The organism is Acidovorax sp. Root267 (assembly GCF_001429215.1).
Classification (GTDB): domain Bacteria; phylum Pseudomonadota; class Gammaproteobacteria; order Burkholderiales; family Burkholderiaceae_C; genus Acidovorax; species Acidovorax radicis.
The window spans coordinates 24,031-43,689 of record NZ_LMJC01000010.1; the positions used below are offsets into that span (position 1 = coordinate 24,031).

16 protein-coding genes and 1 pseudogene are annotated in these 19,659 nt (G+C 64.3%); 4 read left to right on the plus strand and 13 right to left on the minus strand.

Annotated elements, in window-relative coordinates:
- Positions 1-2: 2 nt before the first annotated feature.
- The 8 genes from ASE39_RS09245 to ASE39_RS09280 are packed head-to-tail and all read right to left on the minus strand — an operon-like array spanning position 3 to position 8,442.
- Positions 3-1,142, minus strand: a complete 1,140-nt coding sequence (locus tag ASE39_RS09245; protein WP_057270956.1) for an ABC transporter substrate-binding protein — start codon at positions 1,140-1,142, stop codon at positions 3-5.
- Positions 1,139-2,080: a branched-chain amino acid ABC transporter permease gene (locus ASE39_RS09250; RefSeq protein WP_242421398.1), complete on the minus strand. Its 942-nt coding sequence runs from the start codon at positions 2,078-2,080 to the stop codon at positions 1,139-1,141. Before ASE39_RS09250 ends, ASE39_RS09245 begins: the two co-directional genes overlap by 4 nt.
- Positions 2,081-2,088: 8 nt before the next feature.
- Positions 2,089-2,955, minus strand: coding sequence for a branched-chain amino acid ABC transporter permease (locus ASE39_RS09255; protein ID WP_057270979.1), 867 nt, complete (start codon positions 2,953-2,955; stop codon positions 2,089-2,091).
- A gap of 6 nt (positions 2,956-2,961) precedes the next feature.
- Positions 2,962-3,660, minus strand: a complete 699-nt coding sequence (locus ASE39_RS09260; protein ID WP_057270958.1) for an ABC transporter ATP-binding protein — start codon at positions 3,658-3,660, stop codon at positions 2,962-2,964.
- Positions 3,647-4,372 carry an ATP-binding cassette domain-containing protein gene (locus tag ASE39_RS09265; protein ID WP_057270959.1) on the minus strand — a complete coding sequence of 242 codons (726 nt, stop codon included), beginning with the start codon at positions 4,370-4,372 and terminating at the stop codon, positions 3,647-3,649. Before ASE39_RS09265 ends, ASE39_RS09260 begins: the two co-directional genes overlap by 14 nt.
- 11 nt (positions 4,373-4,383) lie before the next feature.
- Positions 4,384-5,691, minus strand: coding sequence for an ABC transporter substrate-binding protein (locus ASE39_RS09270; RefSeq protein ID WP_057270960.1), 1,308 nt, complete (start codon positions 5,689-5,691; stop codon positions 4,384-4,386).
- 22 nt (positions 5,692-5,713) lie between these two features.
- Complete coding sequence (locus tag ASE39_RS09275; protein ID WP_057270961.1) at positions 5,714-6,781, minus strand: GTP-binding protein; 1,068 nt, start codon at positions 6,779-6,781, stop codon at positions 5,714-5,716.
- Complete coding sequence (locus ASE39_RS09280) at positions 6,778-8,442, minus strand: amidohydrolase (protein WP_057270962.1); 1,665 nt, start codon at positions 8,440-8,442, stop codon at positions 6,778-6,780. The genes ASE39_RS09275 and ASE39_RS09280 overlap by 4 nt, the downstream gene beginning before the upstream one ends.
- 186 nt (positions 8,443-8,628) lie before the next feature.
- Between ASE39_RS09280 and ASE39_RS09285 the strand changes: the two genes are divergently transcribed.
- The gene (locus ASE39_RS09285) at positions 8,629-9,747 is read left to right on the plus strand and encodes a helix-turn-helix transcriptional regulator (RefSeq protein WP_140426732.1); all 1,119 of its coding nucleotides are present in this window, start codon (positions 8,629-8,631) and stop codon (positions 9,745-9,747) included.
- 2 nt (positions 9,748-9,749) lie between these two features.
- Here ASE39_RS09285 and ASE39_RS09290 read toward each other — a convergent pair whose 3' ends face one another.
- On the minus strand, positions 9,750-10,688 hold the full coding sequence (locus ASE39_RS09290; RefSeq protein WP_057270964.1) for a transporter: 939 nt from the start codon (positions 10,686-10,688) through the stop codon (positions 9,750-9,752).
- A 213-nt stretch (positions 10,689-10,901) separates the two neighbouring features.
- Positions 10,902-11,885: a tripartite tricarboxylate transporter substrate-binding protein gene (locus ASE39_RS09295; protein WP_057270965.1), complete on the minus strand. Its 984-nt coding sequence runs from the start codon at positions 11,883-11,885 to the stop codon at positions 10,902-10,904.
- A gap of 215 nt (positions 11,886-12,100) precedes the next feature.
- Here ASE39_RS09295 and ASE39_RS09300 point away from each other — a divergent pair, with 215 nt between their 5' ends.
- Positions 12,101-13,687 (plus strand): gamma-glutamyltransferase family protein, encoded by a 1,587-nt coding sequence (locus ASE39_RS09300; RefSeq protein WP_057270966.1) that lies wholly within the window; start codon positions 12,101-12,103, stop codon positions 13,685-13,687.
- On the opposite strand, the gene ASE39_RS09305 is transcribed toward ASE39_RS09300, so the two are convergent.
- On the minus strand, positions 13,681-15,348 hold the full coding sequence (locus tag ASE39_RS09305; RefSeq protein WP_140426733.1) for a transporter substrate-binding domain-containing protein: 1,668 nt from the start codon (positions 15,346-15,348) through the stop codon (positions 13,681-13,683). The two genes, ASE39_RS09300 and ASE39_RS09305, sit on opposite strands and share 7 nt — an antisense overlap.
- 48 nt (positions 15,349-15,396) lie before the next feature.
- On the opposite strand from ASE39_RS09305, the gene ASE39_RS26875 reads away from it, so the two are divergent.
- On the plus strand, positions 15,397-16,653 hold the full coding sequence (locus tag ASE39_RS26875; protein ID WP_199864261.1) for a helix-turn-helix domain-containing protein: 1,257 nt from the start codon (positions 15,397-15,399) through the stop codon (positions 16,651-16,653).
- A gap of 31 nt (positions 16,654-16,684) precedes the next feature.
- Here ASE39_RS26875 and ASE39_RS09315 read toward each other — a convergent pair whose 3' ends face one another.
- Positions 16,685-17,707, minus strand: a complete 1,023-nt coding sequence (locus tag ASE39_RS09315) for a helix-turn-helix domain-containing protein (protein WP_082615381.1) — start codon at positions 17,705-17,707, stop codon at positions 16,685-16,687.
- Positions 17,708-18,008: 301 nt separating this feature from the next.
- On the opposite strand from ASE39_RS09315, the gene ASE39_RS09320 reads away from it, so the two are divergent.
- A complete protein-coding gene (locus ASE39_RS09320) occupies positions 18,009-19,208 on the plus strand; it encodes a hypothetical protein (protein WP_140426734.1) in 1,200 nt (399 codons plus the stop codon).
- On the opposite strand, the pseudogene ASE39_RS25785 reads toward ASE39_RS09320, so the two are convergent.
- Positions 19,171-19,440 (minus strand): annotated as a pseudogene (locus ASE39_RS25785) (IS21 family transposase); the annotation flags it as partial. The gene ASE39_RS09320 and the pseudogene ASE39_RS25785 sit on opposite strands and share 38 nt — an antisense overlap.
- Between the last annotated feature and the right edge of the window lie 219 nt (positions 19,441-19,659).

Below are 19,659 nucleotides of genomic sequence, written 5' to 3' on the forward strand. Positions count from 1 at the left end.
CGTCAGTAGCTGATCCAGTCATGGTGGGCGATACGCCATTTTCCATCGACCAGGCGCATCGGCAGTGCGCTGCGGTTCAGCGCATGCTGGCCATTGGCTCCGACATGGAACGGCTTGTCCATCATGCCGCCGCGCCATGCTGGCATGCGCTCCAGTGCCTGTGACACTGAGGTCCTGGTGATCGGCCCGTCCATTCCCATCATCACATGCACCAGTGCGCGCGCGGCGATGTAGCCCCCTTGGGACAGCGAACTGGGCTCTACCTGGCGCGAGACGAGCAGTCGTCGCCAATCCGCGATCTGCATCGAGCTGCTGGACCACGGGTCGAACTCCGCCATCGCATAGATGCCTTCGCCTGACCACGCGCCTAGTGTCCTGGCGGTCTGGGATGTGTAGGACGCAGTCAGCAGGATGATTGGTACCTTGGCCATCGCCGGGTGGCTGGCCTTGATCCAGTCGAGCGATGGCCCTTCCGGACCGGTGTAGACCAGCACCTGGCATTGCCGGGAGCTGACGCGTTGCACCACACCGGGCAGCGGGTCTTCGAGGCGGTAGATGTCCAGCGATGGCACGGGCGCCGACATTCGCCGAGCCCAGTCCTGCACGGTCTGCTCGAAAGCTTCAGTCATGCCTGGCAGTGCCGGGGAGACCACACAGATCCGCTGGTGCTGGAGCACCCGGTGCGCAAAGGTCAGTGCATTGGCGGTGGACACGTACGGGCCAGCGTTCATGGGTGCGATGTGCGTCGATGAGAAGCAGGCCGGGTCCACGCCGGCCCCAGGCAGATTGAACAGTCTTGCTTGCGCATAGCGGGTATTGTTGACGCCGCACTCCAGCACGCTGGAGCCTCCCGCCAATGCGACCACGCGGGGGTCGTCGATGAGCCTTGAAGCGCCTCTTTGGGCGCTCTCGGTGTTCATCTGGTCATCGATCACGGTGTACTCAATGCGGCGACCCTGCACGCCACCGGCCGCGTTGATGGTGTCGAAGTAAGCCCGGGCGGCCTGCACGCTGGCCGCAGACGCGCCGGGGCCGCTAAGGCTGCTGACGGCCCCCACTACAATAGGGGGCTTGTCATTGACCTGTGCGCAGACGCCGCCTGCGCAAAGCGCCAGCCCTGCAACGAGCGTGGCCCGCTTCATGACGCCACCCGTCTGGCTGAACCCATGGGCCACAGTCCGACGAGCCCTCGGGGCGCGAACAGGCTCACCGCCATGGCCACGCAGCCCATGGCGATGAGGTACCAGCCGCCGGAAATGCCCAGCGACACGGCCAGCAGCTCCCGCAACCCGAACCACACCAGGACGCCGACCACCGGCCCGACGATCGTGCCGATGCCGCCGATCATCGTGGCAAAGAGCATCATCACCACCCAGTTGATGTCGAACGCTGAACCAGGCACGACGAACATGCCGCCCATGAAGTACACCGCGCCGGCCAGCGAGCACACGGCGCCGGAGATGACGAAGGTGATCAACCGCACGCGCTGCACATCGATGCCGATGCTACGCGCGGCCACCTCGTTGTCGCGCACGGCGGTCACTGCCAGGCCCAGCCGCGACTGCATCAGCAGGTACAGGCCTGCGACGGCACAGATGCCCAGAGAGCATGCCAGCCAGAAGCTCACCTGGGCAAACTGCTCGATGTCCTCCAGCATGGACATGTCCAGCGTCAGGCCGGCACTGCCGCCGAGAGCCGGTGTCTTGGACACTAGCAGCGTGACGATCTCCGCCACCACCCAGATCCCGATGGAAAAATACGCATCGCGCAGGCGGAACAGCGCCGGCGCGACCACCATCGCCGCCAGTGCCCCGAGCACACCCGTCACCGGCAGCACCAGGTAGGGCGAGAGGCCCGTGCGTTGCGTGAAATCAAACAGGGCGTAGGCCCCGATGCCGATGAACAGCTGGTGGCCGAGGGACAGCAGGCCGCCGTACCCCGCCAGCAGGTTCCACATCTGGGCCATGCAGATGGCCAGCAGCACTTCGCTGACCAGCCGCATCATGCCGGCGTCCAGCCAACGCGGTGCCAGCGCGGCCAGCACGGTGCATGGCAGCAGCCACGCCAATACCAGGATCATTGGCTTTTTCATTTGCGTCCCCCCGCCAGGCCGTTGGGCTTGAACACCAGGGTTGCCAGAAACAGCAGGTGGGCGTACAGCGAGCCCGCGTTGGAGTCGATGCGCTGCCCGAAGAGCTGCGCCACGCCCAGCACCAGTCCACCGGCCATGGCGCCCCAGAACGAACCGAGTCCCCCGATGATCACCACTTCAAACGCGATGAGCATGCGCTCGACGCCCGAGAAGGGGGTGAACAGCGTGCGCTGCGCCAGCAGGTAGCCTGCGCCCATGGCAAACGCCGCAGCCAGCCCCATGACCTGACAGAAGACCCGTTCGGGCTTGACGCCCATGAGCCGCACCATGTCGGGGAAATCGGCCGTGGCGCGCACGATGCGGCCGAACTCGGTGCGCTGCAGCACCCATTGGAGGGTGGCGAACATGGCCAGGGCCAGGCCCAGCATGAGCACCGGATACACCCCCACGGAGATGCCCAACAGGTCCACGCTGGCGCTGCCCAGCCCCCCCGCATCCACGGCGCGCGAGTCGGCACCGAACAGCTCGACCATGCCATTGCGCAACAGCACCGACAGTCCGAACGTGAGCACCATGGGCGTGAGCACGTTGCCGGTTCGTACGGCGCGGTTCAGCACACACGCCTGTAGCAGCCACCCGAACAGGTAGCCGATCGCCACCACCGGCACCAGCATGGCCCAGACAGGAACCTGGCTGAACCAGCCGACCAGGAAGAACCCGGCATAGGCGCCCAGCACGATGAACTCCCCGTGCGCCAGGTTCACCACCCGCATCACGCCGAAGACCAGTGCCAGTCCCAGCCCGAACAGGGCATACAGCCCTCCCAGCAGCAGGCCGTTGATCAGTGTCGAAATCCATTCCATGTTCATTCATTCCCCGAAGTAAGCGGCAGTGACCTGGGCGTTGCTGACCGCAGCACTGGCCCCCTGTAACGTGACCTGTCCCTTGAGCAGGCAGGCCATCTGGTCGGAGACGGCGCAGGCGCGTGCCACGTCCTGCTCCACCAGTACGATGGACAGCCCCTCGCTGCGGATGCGCGAGAAGGTGCGGTAGATGTCTTCGACGACCAGGGGCGCAAGCCCCAGCGAGAGTTCGTCGCACAACAACAGCCGCGGGTTGCTCAGCAGTGCGCGGCCAATCGCCACCATCTGCTGCTGCCCGCCCGACAGCTGGGTGGCGTTGCGGTGGCGCAGGTCCTTGAGCACAGGAAAGGTGTCGTACACGGCGCCCAGCGTCCACGGTCCGGTGCGGTGGGTGAGGGTACCCATCTGCAGGTTCTCCTGCACCGTCAGCGCCGGGAACAGCATGCGGCCTTCCGGCACCATGGCGATGCCCAGGCGGGCCAGTGCCTGGGCCGGCATGCCGGCCACATCGGCACCGTTAAAACGGATGCGGCCCTGGCGCGGCGCCATCAGCCCCGTGATCGAGCGCAGCAGCGTGGTCTTGCCCGCGCCGTTGGCGCCGATGAGGGCCAGCACTTCGCCGACCTCCAGGGAAATGCTGACACCCGAAAGCGCCTGGAAGTCGCCATAAAAGACGTTCACCGCGTCGATGTCAAGTAGCGGCATTGGCAGGCACCCCCATGTAGATTTCTCGCACGATGGCGCTGTCCATGACCGTGGCCGGGTGGTCCTCCAGCAGCTTGCGCCCGAAGTGCAGCACCATGATGCGGTCGGCCACCGCCCGCAGCGCCTGGGCGATGTGCTCGATCCAGACGACGGCATAGCTTTGCTTGAGTTCATGGACTAGCTCCACCATCTGATGCACCTCGCGTTCGGTCAGGCCGCCGGCCACCTCGTCGAGCAGAAGGAGCCGCGGTTGCGCGGCCACCGCCTTGGCCATCTCCAGGCGCTTGCGGTCCAGCAGCGGCAATACGCCGGCCGTTTTTTGGGCCATCTTGTCCAGGCTGCAGCGTTGCAGGGCCGCCATGGCCGCCTGCGCCGCCGCATCGCCGCGAAGCCCGCCCGCAAAGGTCGCTGCAGCCAGCACGTTGTGGAACACGGTGAGGTTGCCGAACGGCTGTGGCACCTGAAAGGCACGCGCCACACCCAGGCGCGCGCGCTGGTGGGCCGGCAGGCCGGAGATCGTCTTGCCGTCGAGCGCGATGTGCCCTGCGTCGGCGCCCACGGTGCCCGTGAGCAGATGGAACAGGGAGCTTTTGCCGGCCCCGTTGGGGCCGATCACGCCCAGGCACTGGCCCACCGACAGATCGATATCGATCGCGTCGGCCACCACCACCTGGCCATAGGCCTTGCACAGGCCTCTGACTTGGAGTGTCACTTGGTATTCCCTCAGGAGAGCTGCGACAGCAACTCGAGCCGGCCGCCCAGTGGCAGACCGGGGGCCAGTGCGTTGTTGACCACCGTCAGTTCATACGGGGACTTGGCGCCCGCAGCAGTGCGGCGCCACTGGCCTCCGGCCAGCGCGGTCTTGGCCACGCTCTTGATCGGGCTGCCCTTGAAGTCCACGCGGCCCACCAGCGTCTCCAGCGTGGTGTTCTGGATGGCATCGCGCACGGCCTTGCGGTCGAAAGGGTTGCTGGCGGTCTTGAGCGCGTGCAGGCCCACCTCCCACAATGCGTGGGCGTAGCCCAGCGGTTGCGTCCATTGGTTGCCGGTGTCTTTCTCCCACTCGGCTGCAAACTCGGCGGCAGACTGACCGCTGAGCGACGACTTATAGGGAAAGCTCGGCGACCACCACACTTCGGTGGACATGCCGTTGCCGGCCGCGCCGAGCGCCTTGAGCGCACTGGGGAACAGGAAGGCTCCTGCCACGGTGCAGATTTCCGGTTTGAAGCCCTGTTGCTGGGCCTGCTTCCAGAAAGTGGCGAAGTGGCTCTCGTACATGAAGCCCGAGACGATGTGAGCATCGGCCTTCTTAAAGCCCGTGATCTGGTTGCTGAAGTCGTCGGTCGCTACCTTGAAGAATCCTCCGTTGGACTCGCGGTAGCCGGCCTTGCTCAGGACGGGGGGCATACCCATCAGCGGGTCTGCGAAGGCGGCGCCAGGAGGGTTGTCTATATAGAGCGTCCCCACCGCGCGATTGGTCTTGACGCTGTCCCACAGCGATACAAAGGTCTTCACCACATCGTCCGCACCCCAGAAGAAATGGAAGGAGAACGGGAAGCCCTTGCTGACCTTGCCATTGCGCGCGAACAGGAAAGCCTGCCAAGGCGACATGGTGCTGACCATGGGAATGCCATGCACGTCGCACAGCTGGCCTGCCGGGGTCGATGCATCGCCATCCTGCACCAGCATCAGATCCACCTTTTCGCGCAGCACGAGCTCGCTGGCCACCTGTGTCGAACGATTCGGGTCGGACTGGTTGTCGCGCAGCAGGATCTCCACAGGTATCTTTTGTCCACCGATGTCGAGCCCGTTCTTGAGGCGCTCGCGCAGCTTGGCCAGGTGCCACTGGTCGGCGACGCCAAAAGGTGCGCGCGGGCCCGAAAGGGCCGTGATGTAGCCGATGCGCAGGGTCTTTGGCTGCGCGAAGGCGAAACCTGGAACGCTGCTGGCAGCGGTCAGGGCCAGCGAGTTCTTCAGGAACTGGCGGCGCGGCGCTGTAGATGATGGCTTTGGGGTGGTCAGGTCGGTCATGGTGAGGCTCCAGGGATGGCAGTCAGGGATGCGAGGGAACGGGAAATGCGCCGGTGAATTTCGACAGCGTGCGGGCGATCAGCCCAGGCTCCATGCCCTGGGTGATGAAGACCAGGAGGGAGCGGCGGTCCGTGCCGGGCCATGCAGGCAGTGACTCGGGCGGATGGATGAGGTGCTGGGCGGCGTGCACTACGCGGGGGCGCTCCGGGTCTTCTGCGATGTGGATCAGGCCTTTGAAGCGCAGCATCTGTTCGCCGCGCAGGGCTGCCAGCAGTTCGAGCCAGTGGCTGAACGCTGCGCCACGCACCGGCTCGTCGATGGCGAAGCATTCGGTGGTGATGTCGCTGGCGTGGGACAGATGCTGGCGGGATTGGGCGGACAGCCGCGTGACCCCACGGCCTGGGTTGCCCAGCAGCAGCCAGCCTGGGCGCTGGCCCTGGGGTGTATGCAGGCGGTCTTTCAGCGCCAGGAATTCGTGCCTCAGGTGGAACAGGTGTTCGGAGTCCAGTTCTCCGCGCACCACCCGGCGCAGCGGTGCACTGGCGTTGATGCGCGCGAGCTGCTGTGCCAGGGGCTGCAGGTCACGTGCGCCGGCCAGATCCGTCTTGGTTAGCAGCAAGGTGTCTGCCATGGCCACCTGTCTGCGGGCCTCTTCGTGCCGCTGCAGTGTGGCGGTGCCGTTGCAGGCGTCCACGGTGACGGCCACGCCCTCCGTGCGGAACTGGCGAGCCAGTGCCTCGTGCGTGGCCAGGGTATGCAGCAGGGGCATCGGGTCCGCCAGGCCCGTGGTTTCCACCACCACCCGGTTGAAGTGGATCTCGCCCCTGTGGCGCCGCGCGTGCAGATCGGCCAAGGTGCGGGCCAGGTCCTCGCTGACCGAGCAGCACACACAGCCGTTGGGCAGTACCTGCACATTCGGCGCCACGTGCTGCACCAGCAGGTGGTCCAGGCCCATCTCTCCCAACTCGTTGACGATGACTGCGGTGTTCTGCCATTCGGCACGCTGCATGAGCTGGTGCAGCAGCGTGGTCTTGCCGCTGCCCAGAAAGCCCGTCAGCACGATGACGGGAACGCACAGGTCGTCCGTCATGCTGTCGCCCCATGGACGCAGCGGCCCTCGAACCAGGTCTGCAGCACCTGTGTGGCCCCCAGCTGGCCCGGGTCCACGTCGAACAGCAGGGTGTCCAGGATGGCCAGGTCGGCAGACTTGCCCACTTCGATGGAGCCGGTTAGGTGCGCCAGGCCGGTGGCCTGCGCCGCCTGGATGGTGTAGGCCCTGAGGGCTTCTTCCACGCCAATCGCTTCTTCGGGACAGAGGGCGCCGTCCAGGCGGCCGGTCGGGTCCCGGCGGGTCACCATTCCCTGGATGGATGGCCAGGGGCTGGGATCCGGGACCACGGGCCAGTCGGATCCCCCGGCCACCAGCGCGCCAGCGTCGATGAGCGAGCGGATTGGTGCGATCCGGTCCACCAGCGGTTGGGGAACCGTGCTGCGGATAGCCTCGATGATCACGCTGGGGAACCACAGCGGGGGCGACAGGTCGGCCACCACATCGAGCTCGGCAAAGCGCGGAATCTCCGCAGGATCGACGAAGCTGGCGTGAGCGATCTGATGGCGCAGGCCGGGGCCGTTGAAGCTGCGCACCACGTCGATGGCATCGAGCGCAGCACGTGTCGATGCGTCGCCCGTGCAGTGGATCTTGACGCGAATTCCCCGGCGCTCGCTGTCCGCCAGCACCTTGGCCAACTGTGGCACGGTCAGCGTGGTGCCGCCGCGAAAGCAGCAGCCGTGCACTGCATCGGGTAGGTAGGGTTCCAGCATGGCGGCGGTGCGCGAGGTGGGTACGCCGTCGAGGAAGATCTTGCCCGCATCGGGCATGAAATGCCTACTGCGGAACTGCTCCCGCATGGCCATCAGCTCTTCACCCGCTTCACCGGGCGCCAGTGGCGCTTCGGTCACGGGGATTGAGCCGACGACCCAGGCGCTCAGGCGCCCCTGGTCTTCCAGTGCTTTCACTGCGCGCAGCACGGCGCGGGTGGTGAGGGCTTCTTGCATGCCGGTCACCCCGCAGGCATTGAGCCTTTTGATGGCGTGTGCGGCGGCCTCCACGTCCAGGTGCGGTGTTGCGTCCATGGCCTTGGCAAGCGCGATCTCCACCAGGCTGCAAGCGGCTTCCAGGAGCAGCCCGGTGGCCGAGCCTGTGACCGGGTCGCGCACGATCCGGCCGTTGGTCGGGTCAGGCGTGTCGTCCTGTATGCCGGCGGCTACCAGGGCGGCAGTGCTGACGAATCGGTTGTGGTGCGAGTCGTCGCGCAGCATCACGGGGCGGCCACCAGCCGCTTCGTCGAGCCGTTCGCGCGCCTTCCCGTCGAGCTGCTCCATCAGGGAAGAGCCCCATATGCCGCCCACGATCCAATCACCGGGCGCCTTGCTTGCAGCTGCTTCGCGAACGGCTGCAAGCACTTGGTCGAGGCTGAATACAGGCGGCACGAACATCTCGTAGAGCTCGGCACGGCCTGCCCAGACGAAATGATTGTGCACGTCCAGCAGCCCGGGGACAACCATAGCGCCAGGCAGGTCGATCACGCGTGCGCCGGGCAGTGTGGCCTGGGCCTCCTGCAGTGTTCCTACGGCAACGATGCGGCCCTCCTGCACGGAAATTGCTTCTGCCCAGGGGCGGTCTGCCGTCATGGTGAAGATGCGCGGGTGGTACAGGATCAATGTCGGCAGTGGAGCGATGTCAATGTGCATGGACTTGGTGTTTGGAGGTCAATGGAATGGAACGAGGGAATCCCCCGTTGTGAGTCCTGAGGCAATCGTTAGGCTCATGGCTCGCAATAGCCGTTGGCTGGCGAGTAGGAGCACCTTGGTGGTGTGCGAACCCATGGCGCCTGGCGTCGAAGAAGTTTCTATATGCGTAGTGGTCACTCTGCTTTCTTGAGCAAGCCCGATGAACTGTTGTTGGATCTGTATGCCAGCGCAACGCAGCCGTCGCGCTGGACACAGTCGCTCGATAGACTGTGCGTGTCCACGGGGGCGTGCTCTGCCGTGGTTCAGGCCTTTCGCTTCGATCAGGGGCGTGCTCAGATCCTGTGGGCGGCGAGAGATTCGCGCACCCTGGCGAGCATTGCCACCGAGCCCCAAGGGCTGGCAGATGGCGATAACCCCCGGCTGAACCTCCATCGCGCGTTGCGCGGACTGGACCGGGTGGCAGGCGATGAACTGCTTTTCGATCCTGGCGACGAAGCCCGGCCCATGCTCCAACAGCGGTTGGCCACTTTGGGGTTGGGTCATTTCATGGGCACATTGCAGGACGTAGGCCGTGGGGTGTACCTGAGCCTTGCCCTGCACCGTTCTGTGCATGATTCTGGAGAGTTCAACGAACAGCATGCCAATCGCCTGGCCGACTTGGCCCCCCATTTGGGACAGGCTTTCCTGCTTACCGAGCAGCTCGCGGCCTCGGTAGAAAGGGATGACCGTCTGCGCGAACTGATGGACTGCCTTCGCTTTGGTATCGTTTTGAGCGATCGAAGAGGCTGCGTGCAATGGTCCAACCGGTATGCCTTGGATTTGCTGGGAGCCGACGCCACACTTACGCTGCGCGGCGATTCCCTGCATGGACGCAACGCAACTGAAACACACAAGCTGCTGAGTCAGCTCGCCATGGTGCGAGATGCCCCCGGGCAAAACGTAGGCTACATCCGCATGGGTCAAGGTCCGGGGTCTTTGCATGTGGCCGTCCAGGCATCGGGTGACCCCGAGGCGGTGATGCTCGTCATCTCGGCGGCGGACCAGACCCTGGACCTGCCAGCGGGCGCACTTGAAAGCCTTTTTGGACTGACACCGACGGAGGCGAGGCTGCTCGGAGCTCTGGCAACCGGTAGCTCTGTGGAACACTACGCGCTGCAGCGCGGTGTTTCGGTGGGGACAGCGCGGGTTCAACTCAAGCAGATCCAGGCCAAGACAGGCCAGCATCGCCAATCCGATTTGGTCCGCTTGGTGCTTTCGTCTGCTGCCGCTCATCTGTCTGGCTCCGGCAAGTCTTGGGTGCGCTGAGCTCAAAACGTCCAGGCTGCGCGCACGGCGAACTGCGTGCCCTGGGTGCGATTCCGCGCACCGAACTCCTTGTAGACATGGGCCCAGATCAGCGGCCAGTCGGAACCCAGTTCAAAGAAGCTGACCGTGGGGCCCAGTGCCACCACACGCGAGCGGTTGCCGTCCTGGAACCGAGTGCCGTTGACCTTGTCGTCCGTCAGCTGCTTGTAGAGATAGCCGCCGACGCCGAAGGTCCACGGACCCGCGTGCTGGCCCACGGCGAAGTCGTGCTGGTACTCCATGCCTGAGCGGTACTGCGTGTCCTTGTTCTTGCCGTGCACGTTCACCTGGATGTTGGACGACACTTCGAATCCGCCCGGCGTGATGTAGGTGAAGGCGAAAGTCGGCGAGGCGGTCCAGTGGTTGGTGCCGGCATTGATGATCCGGGTTCGGTCGTAGGATCCGGTGGGCAGTTGCAGTTCCACCCGCGCGTTCATGAACACGCCAGGCGAGGGAGTCCACTTGACGATCACTGGCGCAACTTGAACGTCGCCGATTGCACGGTTCTCACCCCGCAGGTCCATCGGTCCGACGGGTGTGGGGACCGTCAGGCGGTTCTGCATGTCGAGATAAGGGACGACAGCTGAGAAGCCGTAGGTGCCACCCAGCAGCGGGGTGTCGGTCATTTTCACCACGGCCGCACCGACGCTGCTGGCGCGGATCTTGATGCCCACGGGGGCTGCGTTGCCGTTGGTATCCTTCAACCTCGTGGCGCTGTACTGGGCTGCACGTACACCCACGGTGGCCACGTCGGACGGCGGAGGCAGCATGCCGGCGCCGAACTCGAACACACCTATGGGTGTGATGGGGGCACCGTTCTCAACGGCGTGTGCCGCACAGGCCAGGCTCAGGGCGCTGGCGGACACCAGGTATTTGCGCAGGGTCGGGGATGCGATTTGCATGGAAGCGTCTCTTCGTTCAGGGGTGGATGAAAGTGTTTGTCCGTAGTCGAGGTTAGGCACGGGATACGTGCGCGGCACCTACCAAACGGGGTACGTCGCTCTAAGGGTTTGTGCGAACATTGGCATGGCAGTTGCCCACGGCGCTGCCGGCCATGCTCAGGCCAGGGCTACGGGCACAGCCCGGTTCAGCGGTGGATAAGGGAGCGCGTCGTATCAATCCAGATAGAAGCCCGATGCCTTGACGATGGGTGCCCACACCGCGGCGCCTGCCTCCTGGGCTGTACGCAACTCGACAGGGGAGCCAGGCTTGGGCTGCAGGCCGATGGCCATCAGCCGCGCATACACCTCACGCTCTGCCAGCACCTTGCGCAGCGCCGTGTTCCATTGCGCGATGGCTGCCGGCGATGTGGCGGCGGGGGCATACAGGCCATACCAGCCTTTCACCTGCGTTCCTGGGTAGCCGCTCTCCGCAAAAGTCGGCACATCCGGAAGCAGCGGCGCGCGCTCGCGGCCGGATACGGCCAGCACCTGGACCTTGCCGCTGCGGTGCATTTCCAGCATGTCGCCCAATGTATTGATGCCTGCCGGAACGTGGCCACCCGCCATGGCTGTGACCAGGGGTGCACCGCCCTGGAAGGGCACATGCACCATTGGCAGCAGCGTGACTTGCCCCACCAGTAAGCCGAAGAAGTGCAGAGGGCTGCCCGCTGCTGGTGAGCCGAAACTGGCGCGCTCAGGAGACTGGCGCGCCCACCTCACGAAATCCGGCAGCGTCTTGGCGCCAGAAGCACTGCTTGCCGCCAATACGTATGGGAACTCCGCCACCATGGAGATGGGGGCGAGATCGGACACCGCGTACGCAAGCTTGCGAAAAACCAGCGGATTGGTGACCGTGAGAGCCTCGGGCGCCAGCATCACCACGCTCCCATCGCTCGGCGCCGACTTGAGCGCCGCCGCAGCAATACGCCCGCCAGCGCCCGGCCGGTTGTCGACGATGACTGGCCGACCCAATTGAACGGCAAGCTTCTCGGTGAGCAGGCGGGCAACGGCGTCGGCCGAGCCGCCAGCAGGGAACCCGACCACGATGCGGGCTGGCGCGTCAGTTGACTGCGCCAAGGCAGGCGATGCGGCGTACGCCGCAGCCAGTGCGATGGCCAGGTAGCGGCGCAGGCAGGAGAGGGAGGTGGGATCGGGCATGGCATTGTCCTTCGCGGTGGGGTGGGACTGCTCGCCCTGTGGCGGCGCAATCGAGCCTCAGGTTATTCCTGTGGAGCGCGCCTCGTTATCGAAATCCGGCAAATGTGGATCCGCCTGTTGCGAGTGCGCAGAAGCCCTGCGCGCATGCTTGCGACGGCATGCCTGCAGGGCTACGCTGAGGCTCCACACCATCTGCGTTATCCCTTTCCATTGCCATGAACTCGACTTCACCCTATCCCTCGTACCGTACGCCCACCCTGGCGCGCAACACCGTTACCACCACGCAGCCCCTGGCTGCCCAGGCAGGATTGCGGGTGCTGCAAGCGGGAGGCAATGCCGTGGATGCAGCCCTAGCCGCTGCCATCACGCTCACCGTGGTGGAGCCAATCATGAATGGCATCGGCGGTGATCTTTATGCGATGGTGTGGGACCAGGGCGAACTGCACGGCCTGAACGCGACGGGTGCGGCTCCCGCAGCGTGGCGCCCAGAGCGATTCGCCGGCCGGTCGCAGATGCCGCGCACGGGGTGGGATGCAGTCACGGTTCCAGGGCAGGTTTCGGGCTGGCGCGCCCTATCGGATCGCTTTGGACGCTTGCCATTCGCGCGCTTGTTCGACAGTGCCATCGACTACGCAGACAACGGATTTGCGGTGTCACCTTTCGTCGCTTCGGTCTGGCCCCTGCTGGCCGACCTGGTGCATGGCCAGCCGGGATTTGATACCGCCTTCATGCGCGAAGGCCGCGCTCCGGTGGCGGGCGAGTGGTGGCGCTTTCCCGACCAGGCCAGGACACTGGCCGACATCGCTGCAACGGGTGGAGAGTCTTTCTACCGTGGTGCCTTGGCCGAACGCATTGCCGCTTATGCGCAAGCCACAGGCGGTGCACTGACCGAGGCCGACCTGGCTGCCCAGCAGCCGCAGTGGGTGACGCCGGTGGCACAGCGCTATCGAGGGCTCACCTTGCACGAGATCCCTCCCAATGGGCAAGGCATCGCCGCGCTGATGGCATTGGGAATGCTTGAGCATTTCGATATGCGCGAGGCCGGCCTGGACACCGCTGCGGCGGCGCACCTTCAGATCGAGGCGATGAAGCTCGCCTTTGCCGACCTGCATGCCCACGTGGCGGACCCTGCTCACATGCGGTGCACCACGGCACAGTTGCTGGACCCCGACTACCTTGCACGGCGCGCCCGGTTGATTGACCCGCATCGGGCCCAGGCGACTGCGCCTGGCGCGCCGAGGGCTGGGGGAACGGTCTATCTCGCTGCCGCAGATGCCGATGGCATGATGGTCTCGCTGATCCAGTCCAACTACTTTGCATTCGGGTCCGGGGTGGTGGTTCCGGGCACGGGGATAGCGCTGCACAACCGGGGCTGGAACTTCAATCTGGAGCCGGGCCACCCCAACCAGGTGGCACCAGGCAAGCGGCCTTTGCACACCATTATCCCGGGCTTCGTCACCGATGCCGCAGGCGACCCGCTGATGGCGTTCGGCGTGATGGGGGGATTCATGCAGGCCCAGGGGCATGTGCAGATGCTGTCGCGCTTGGCCGACTTCGGGCAGGCGCCTCAGGCGATGAACGATGCGCCGCGCTTCATGGTCTCGCCACTGGACCATGCCGTGAAACTGGAGGCGCATATGCCCGCGGTGGTTACACAAGGCCTGCATGATCGGGGGCACGCAGTGCAGACCCTGCCCACGGGACATCTTGACTTTGGCGCGGCCCAGATCGTGCAACGTGCACAGGGCTACTACGTCGCAGCCTCCGATGGTCGCCGCGATGGACAGGCGGTGGGTTACTGAAGGGTGGGCTGCACCTGTGCCGGTTCGATGTGCCAGCGCTTCAGGAGCTGGCCATAGTCGGGCACGCTGTGAAGACCGTTGATGAAGGCGTTGAGTTCTTCTCGCATCGTGTCGGCTGCGGAGTCGTCGCAGACCCCCACCGTGTAGTGGAAGACCGGGTCGGATGGCGCTGCCGCCTGCATCTCCAGCCGGCCTGACCAGGGGCTGTCGGGCGCGGCGCAAACCCAGCCGGCCATGGTTTGCTCCAGCAACAGGGCATCCACGCGCCCCGCGCACAGCGCATCGAACACTTCGGTGAGCGATGGAAAGATCAGCAGGTTCTTCAGCCGGGGGACACCTGCCTGCAGGCTGTCGCGTCCCCAGCGAACGCCATGGGCATGCAGCAGATCGGGCACGGCAGGGTCCGGCATGGCACCCAGCGTGTGCCCGGCCAGAGAGCCGATGTCGGTGAAGCGGGCCTCGCCTTGCCTTCGAACCAGCACATAGCGAAAGTGCACGTATGGGTCGGAAAATGCCACGCGGTGAAAGATGGGGGCGGGCACCAGTGCGCTCCACATGACATCGGCTGCAGCGCCCGCGTCCGCGCCTGCCATGAGCAGCCAGGGGCATTCCAGCCACGGGCGCTCCACGAACTCCACGGCCACACCCAATCGCCGGGCGAATGCTTGTGCCAAGTCAATGTCCAGTCCGCGTGGCTGGGATGCGCCCCGCGCGCGAAAGCTCATGCCCCAGGCACGGGGCTCTATCGCAACACGCAGCACCCCCCTGCCGCGCACGGAGTCGAGCACGGATACGCCGCTTGCCGTGGGTGCTCCGATCCGCTGGGCCGCTGCTGCCAGCGCACGGGGTCCGTGGCAGGCATTCTGCATCTCGGCGCAGCCTGCTTGGGCAATCTCCAACACGCGGCGGCCTCGCTCGATGGCATCGCGCGCATTGGCCAGCATGTCGGGGATGGCGCGCGTATGAGCCTCTATCTCGTCCATGCGCGCCGCCATGTCGATCTGGCTGGCGGACATGGAATGGAATGCACCGGATATACGCCTGTCCGCATCACCGATGCTGTGCGCCAGGGTGGTGTTGAACTGCGTGAAGCTGGCACGGAACGGCGAAAAGTCCAGCAATTTTGCCACCTGCCGGGCGTCCAAGGAGGACCGCTCTGCCAGGTTGCGCATGCGGGTGGCAAGCACGCCGAAGGCACGGCCTGCCTCGCCACCGTGAGCGGCTTGGATGCCGCTGTTGATGGCCAGCAATGAGAGTTCGCTGCTCGAACGCTCTATGGTCTCCATGACGGCGCCGATGCGTTCCATGCGCTTATCCAGATCGGCCGATAGCTGCGTAAGCGAGTCGATGGCCTCCTGTGAGAGCGCGGAGAGGCGGTCGATGCTGGCCTGCGCCTTGTCCTGCGCCGATTGGCGGGATTGCTCCATCGTGGTGCGCATGGTGTCGAGTTCCTCGATCACCGTCCGCGAGCGGCCGTCGATTTCGGTGAACACGTCGTCCAGGGCATCGTGGCTGTCAGCGGTGTACTGCAGCAGCGCCACGGTGCGTCCTAGCGCCCGCTCCAACTGGCCACCGAGCCTTGGAGCGGGCTCTGCTGCGGGCTCGGGGGCTATGGAGGGCTCGCGAATCCTGCTGAAGCTGCGAAAGAAGGGGATATGCACGGCGATTCGAAAGTAGGAAACGGGGGCGAGAGCTGGCGGAGCGCTGCGATGGGTATCGCTGCGTCCTCGACCATAGGTGCAGGCCCCGCGCAGGCGCTATCGAATTTCTGCAATCTTGCTGAGGAAGTGGGCGAAAACCTGCTAGCTGGCACGTCCCATGCATTGGCTTACGGTGCTCCCGGCGTGCCTCGGCACGCGGTTGGTCGCACCGGGTTAGGGTTTGCGCGAGATGGTTCTTGCCAGACCTTCCCTGATATTTCAGGCGGCGGTGCCTGTGTTCAGGCAATCCTGCTCAGGAGGCCGATTTTGGCAACTACTTGTTTCGAAAACTGTTCCGTCCTCGATGAAAAATTGCTGCCTGCTGCGTGGCATTGCTGTGCAGACACGGCCGATGTCGAAGAGCATGCGGGTTCGTTGCCGGAGTGGGCATTGCAGTACGAGCAATTGTCGGAAGGCGCCTTCCATGGCCGCGTGGAGCAGATTCACCTGCCTGGTGCGTATATGGTCAAGGAAACCATGAACAGATCGGTGCGCCAGCGGGGAGAGATCGGTCGGGACATGTATGGCTTCGCCTTGGTGCTGCAGCCCGATGGTGAGGCCATTTGCAACGGTCAGCGCCTTGACTCCAATTCGCTGCTGGTGGGCCGTGGTGACGACCTAGACCTGTGCAACACCCATGCGTCGCAGATAGGCGCCCTGTCGGTGGATTGCGATATGGTCAATGAAATCTCGCAGCGCATCTACGATCGGCCTCTAGCGTCATGGCTGGAGCAGCAGGTGGTGGTTGTCGTGGGCCGGGAGGTCGCAAGTAGTTTGCGAGCGCGCCTGAACAGCGTGTTCTTCAACGCCGATCTACCCGGTGCGGGCAACTGGGATGGCGAGCCAGTAATATCACGTTTCAGGGACGACATGTTGCTGGCGTTCTTGGATGAGCTGCCACTGGAAACCGACACCTCCCACCTGAGATCTATCGCCTTGCGCCGACGCGTCGTCAACCGTGCTCGCGAGATGATGCTCTCACGTGTGAACGAGCCTCCGTCCCTGCTGGATGTGTGCAGCCACGTGGGGGCAAGCCATCGCAAGCTCAACTATTGCTTTCAAGACATCCTTGGCATGAGCCCTGCACGCTACCTGCGGATTCTGCGCCTCAATGGCGTGCGGCGCCAGCTCAAGTCCGAGCGCGATCCGCGCGTCGGCGTTCAGGACGTGGCGGCCCTCTGGGGATTTTGGCATCTGGGGCAGTTTTCCGCAGACTACAAGCGGCAGTTCGCAGAACTGCCGTCCCAGACGCTGCGCGCTGCGTAGCACCAGTGCCGTCGTACGACGGCTCGCACGGTCAGGACAGAAGCGGCCGTGGAATCGGACAGAAAGCTCGCGAAAGGCGGTACTGCGAAGGGCTGACGCCGTAGACCGAGCGGAATGCGTTTGAAAAATGCGCCGGGCTGGCAAAGCCATACAGTGCGCTCAGTTCTGTGATGCTGCGCACCTGCGCTGTGCGCAGGAGCTCGCCGCACTTTTCAATGCGCAGTCGCCGGATGCAGCGTTCAATCGACTCGCCTCCCGCGTTGTGCGAAATGCGGTGCAAGGTCCTCGTGCTGCAGCCCAGTGCTCGTGCGATGCTCGCTACCCCCAGTTCCGCTTCGGTCAGCGCTTGTGCGATGTACATCAGCACATCTTCGTAGTGGAGCTTGCCGGGCTTGCCGTCATTGCGCGGCTGCGCCGTCTGCGAGAACACAGCGTCGAGCAAGCCTGACACACAGCCCGCCAGCGAACCTCCCATGCCCAGAAGGCTCCAGTCCATGCCGCTGCATGCGTCCGGTATCCAGCGGTACGCCATGTGTGCAGTGGCTGACTGGTTTGCGTGCCGTACGGACAGCGCACTCTGCTGCGCGCAGGTAGCGGGGTGCCTGGACAAGGGATTGAGCAGCAGGATGTGCTCCACCGGTCCCGGATTGTCGATGCGCAGATGGCGCAGGTCGTTGATCAGCAGGAACTCGCCCGGGCGAAGCAGCCGCTGCTCTGCTCCGCAGTGAATTTCCGTAACACCCGAAAGCTGCAGGATGATGCTGTGGCCATGCACTTCGGGCTGGTGGATACGGTGCGAATAGGAACAGCCAGCCGCTTTGATGTGGCAGTACCTCAGCGATCCAACGCGGCCCGAACGGATCGTCCCTTGAAAGCTGGCGGAGTCCAAGATGGAGATCGACGCTTCCATCGCGGCCCCGAAGCGCTGCTGCATTTTCTGAAGAAAACCTTGCCTGATCGCACCTGTCCACCAAGCGTCGAGCCGCCCGGGCGGCATGCCGTCCGATGTCTGGGAGATGGCGGGAGCATGCGGGTCGGGGCGCGGCGTGGTCATGCACTGGGATTTTGGGTGGATTGCTGGCGGCGCGCAGCTCCCAGTTGCGGGTTGAACTTTCCCATGAATCCTGATAAGCGGTGGCTTCCAGCCCGCCCCCTGGGTGCCGTTGATCAGTCCATCCTGGCCCGGAGGTTTCTGCCGCAATCAGGTTGCTGATGGGTGGCACGTTGGCGCAAGAATCTGGCGCGCTCATGGTGGCTAGAAATAGCGCTCATCCAGAGAATTGCCCAGGTTCTTCCATGCATGGGCTGCGCTGATCGCGCAGTCCGCTGGCCTGCTCCCCCACCTGGAAATGACGATGAAAAAGCGCTTCCCTTGCCAGGCTGACCCGTTGCCGCAACGAGGCACATCAGCCTTTCATAGCACCGCCTGGCGCCTTTGCATTCCGGCATGTGCGGCGTTCGTGCACCAAGGCGTCGGCGCCCATGTCAAATGGTTCGTTCCTTTCGATCTGCAGCAGCGCCCCCGCGATCCTCTGGCAGTTTTCACCAGCCATGAGTTCGTGCTGATGGCAGCGTGCATCCTGCCCTTGATGTACTGCATTTTCTGGGCAGACCAGCGCCTTTCCAACAGCGCGTTCTGGCGCGCCATGGGGGCGACGGGCCTGCTGGATCGCTGGGCAGCGCTTTCGGGGAGGATGGTGCGCATTGCCCCGGACTTTCTGCGCATTGGATTGAGTGTCTTTTTCTTTGCACTTTGCCTGTACGGCGATGTGCTTCTAACCCCTGAGCTCAAGACCGATCTCCCTCATGTCCGCTGGATGCAGGGGACCATGGCCGTCCTGCTACTCGCTCGCCGCTCAGCGTGGCTGGGCGCTTTGGGGATTCCGGTGCTGTATGCGCTGGCAATTGCGAAGTATGGAATTTTCCATCTGTTGGACTACCCCATCTTTCTGGGAATCGCTGCCTATCTGTTCTTGTGGTCCTGGTTTGGTGTGTCAATGGCGGCATTGGCCGATGGCTTGTTGCGGGGCTTGACCGCGATCACCTTGCTGTGGGCCAGCATCGAGAAATGGGGATACCCGGAATGGAGTTTCGGCTTGCTGGCGCAGCGCCCAGAATTGGCCTTTGGGTTCGGTCCTGAGTTTTACATGGTTGCGGCTGGATTCGTGGAGTTCAGCACGGCGTATCTGCTTGTCACGGGTCGCGTGGCAGGGCGAGGCGCTTCGGTAGTGCTTCTGTTCTTTTTTGTCTCCGCCATCATCCCCTTTGGCATGATCGATGCGGTGGGGCACTCTGGAATCATCCTGGTACTGGTGGTGTTGGCACTGGGTGGACCCAATCGCTGGGCGCCCGTAGGCGGGGTTGCAGCCTCACATGGTGCTGCGCTGCGTAAGGTGCTTGTCTTTGCCTGCGTCCTCGCGACCCTGGGAGCCGCCTACAGCGGTCTGCATCGCCTGGCATACGACTTCCCCGTCATAGGTGACCGCATTTGTTTGGTGCGCGGAAGTCTTGATGCCTATAGCCCAGGGCCTGCAGATCGACATGCATCTGCATGACGGTGCGCCGCTGCTTGCGGGATCGGCCAGCTTCCGTCTTGAGCCAGCCCGAGAGCTTCGATGCAAAGAGATCGAGCTTGGAAGGACTGACCCGCTTGGCGTAGTGCGGCTCGGCCTCGCCTGCGCGCAGGTACTTGCGGATGGTGTTGCGCGAGAGACGTGACCGCTTCCCCATCGTTCTTGTCGACGTTCGCTCACGCCACTCGCGCGCCTGATAGCTGCAGCCTGCCATGACCGGATCATGAGCCCTTGCAGAATCTAACCAGTCCAGCGGATGCAGCGACAAAGCGGTGTGGCTCGCTGTCTTTGCGACCACCAATTTCAAGCATCTGCTTGGGAAACGATCCGGCTTCGCACTGAGGTCGGCTTTGCATTGATGCCTGACAGCTTTCCTGGTGTCTGCTCTTCGGCGACGCGGTCGTTCAAAGCGAAATGGGTCAACGGCCGCTCC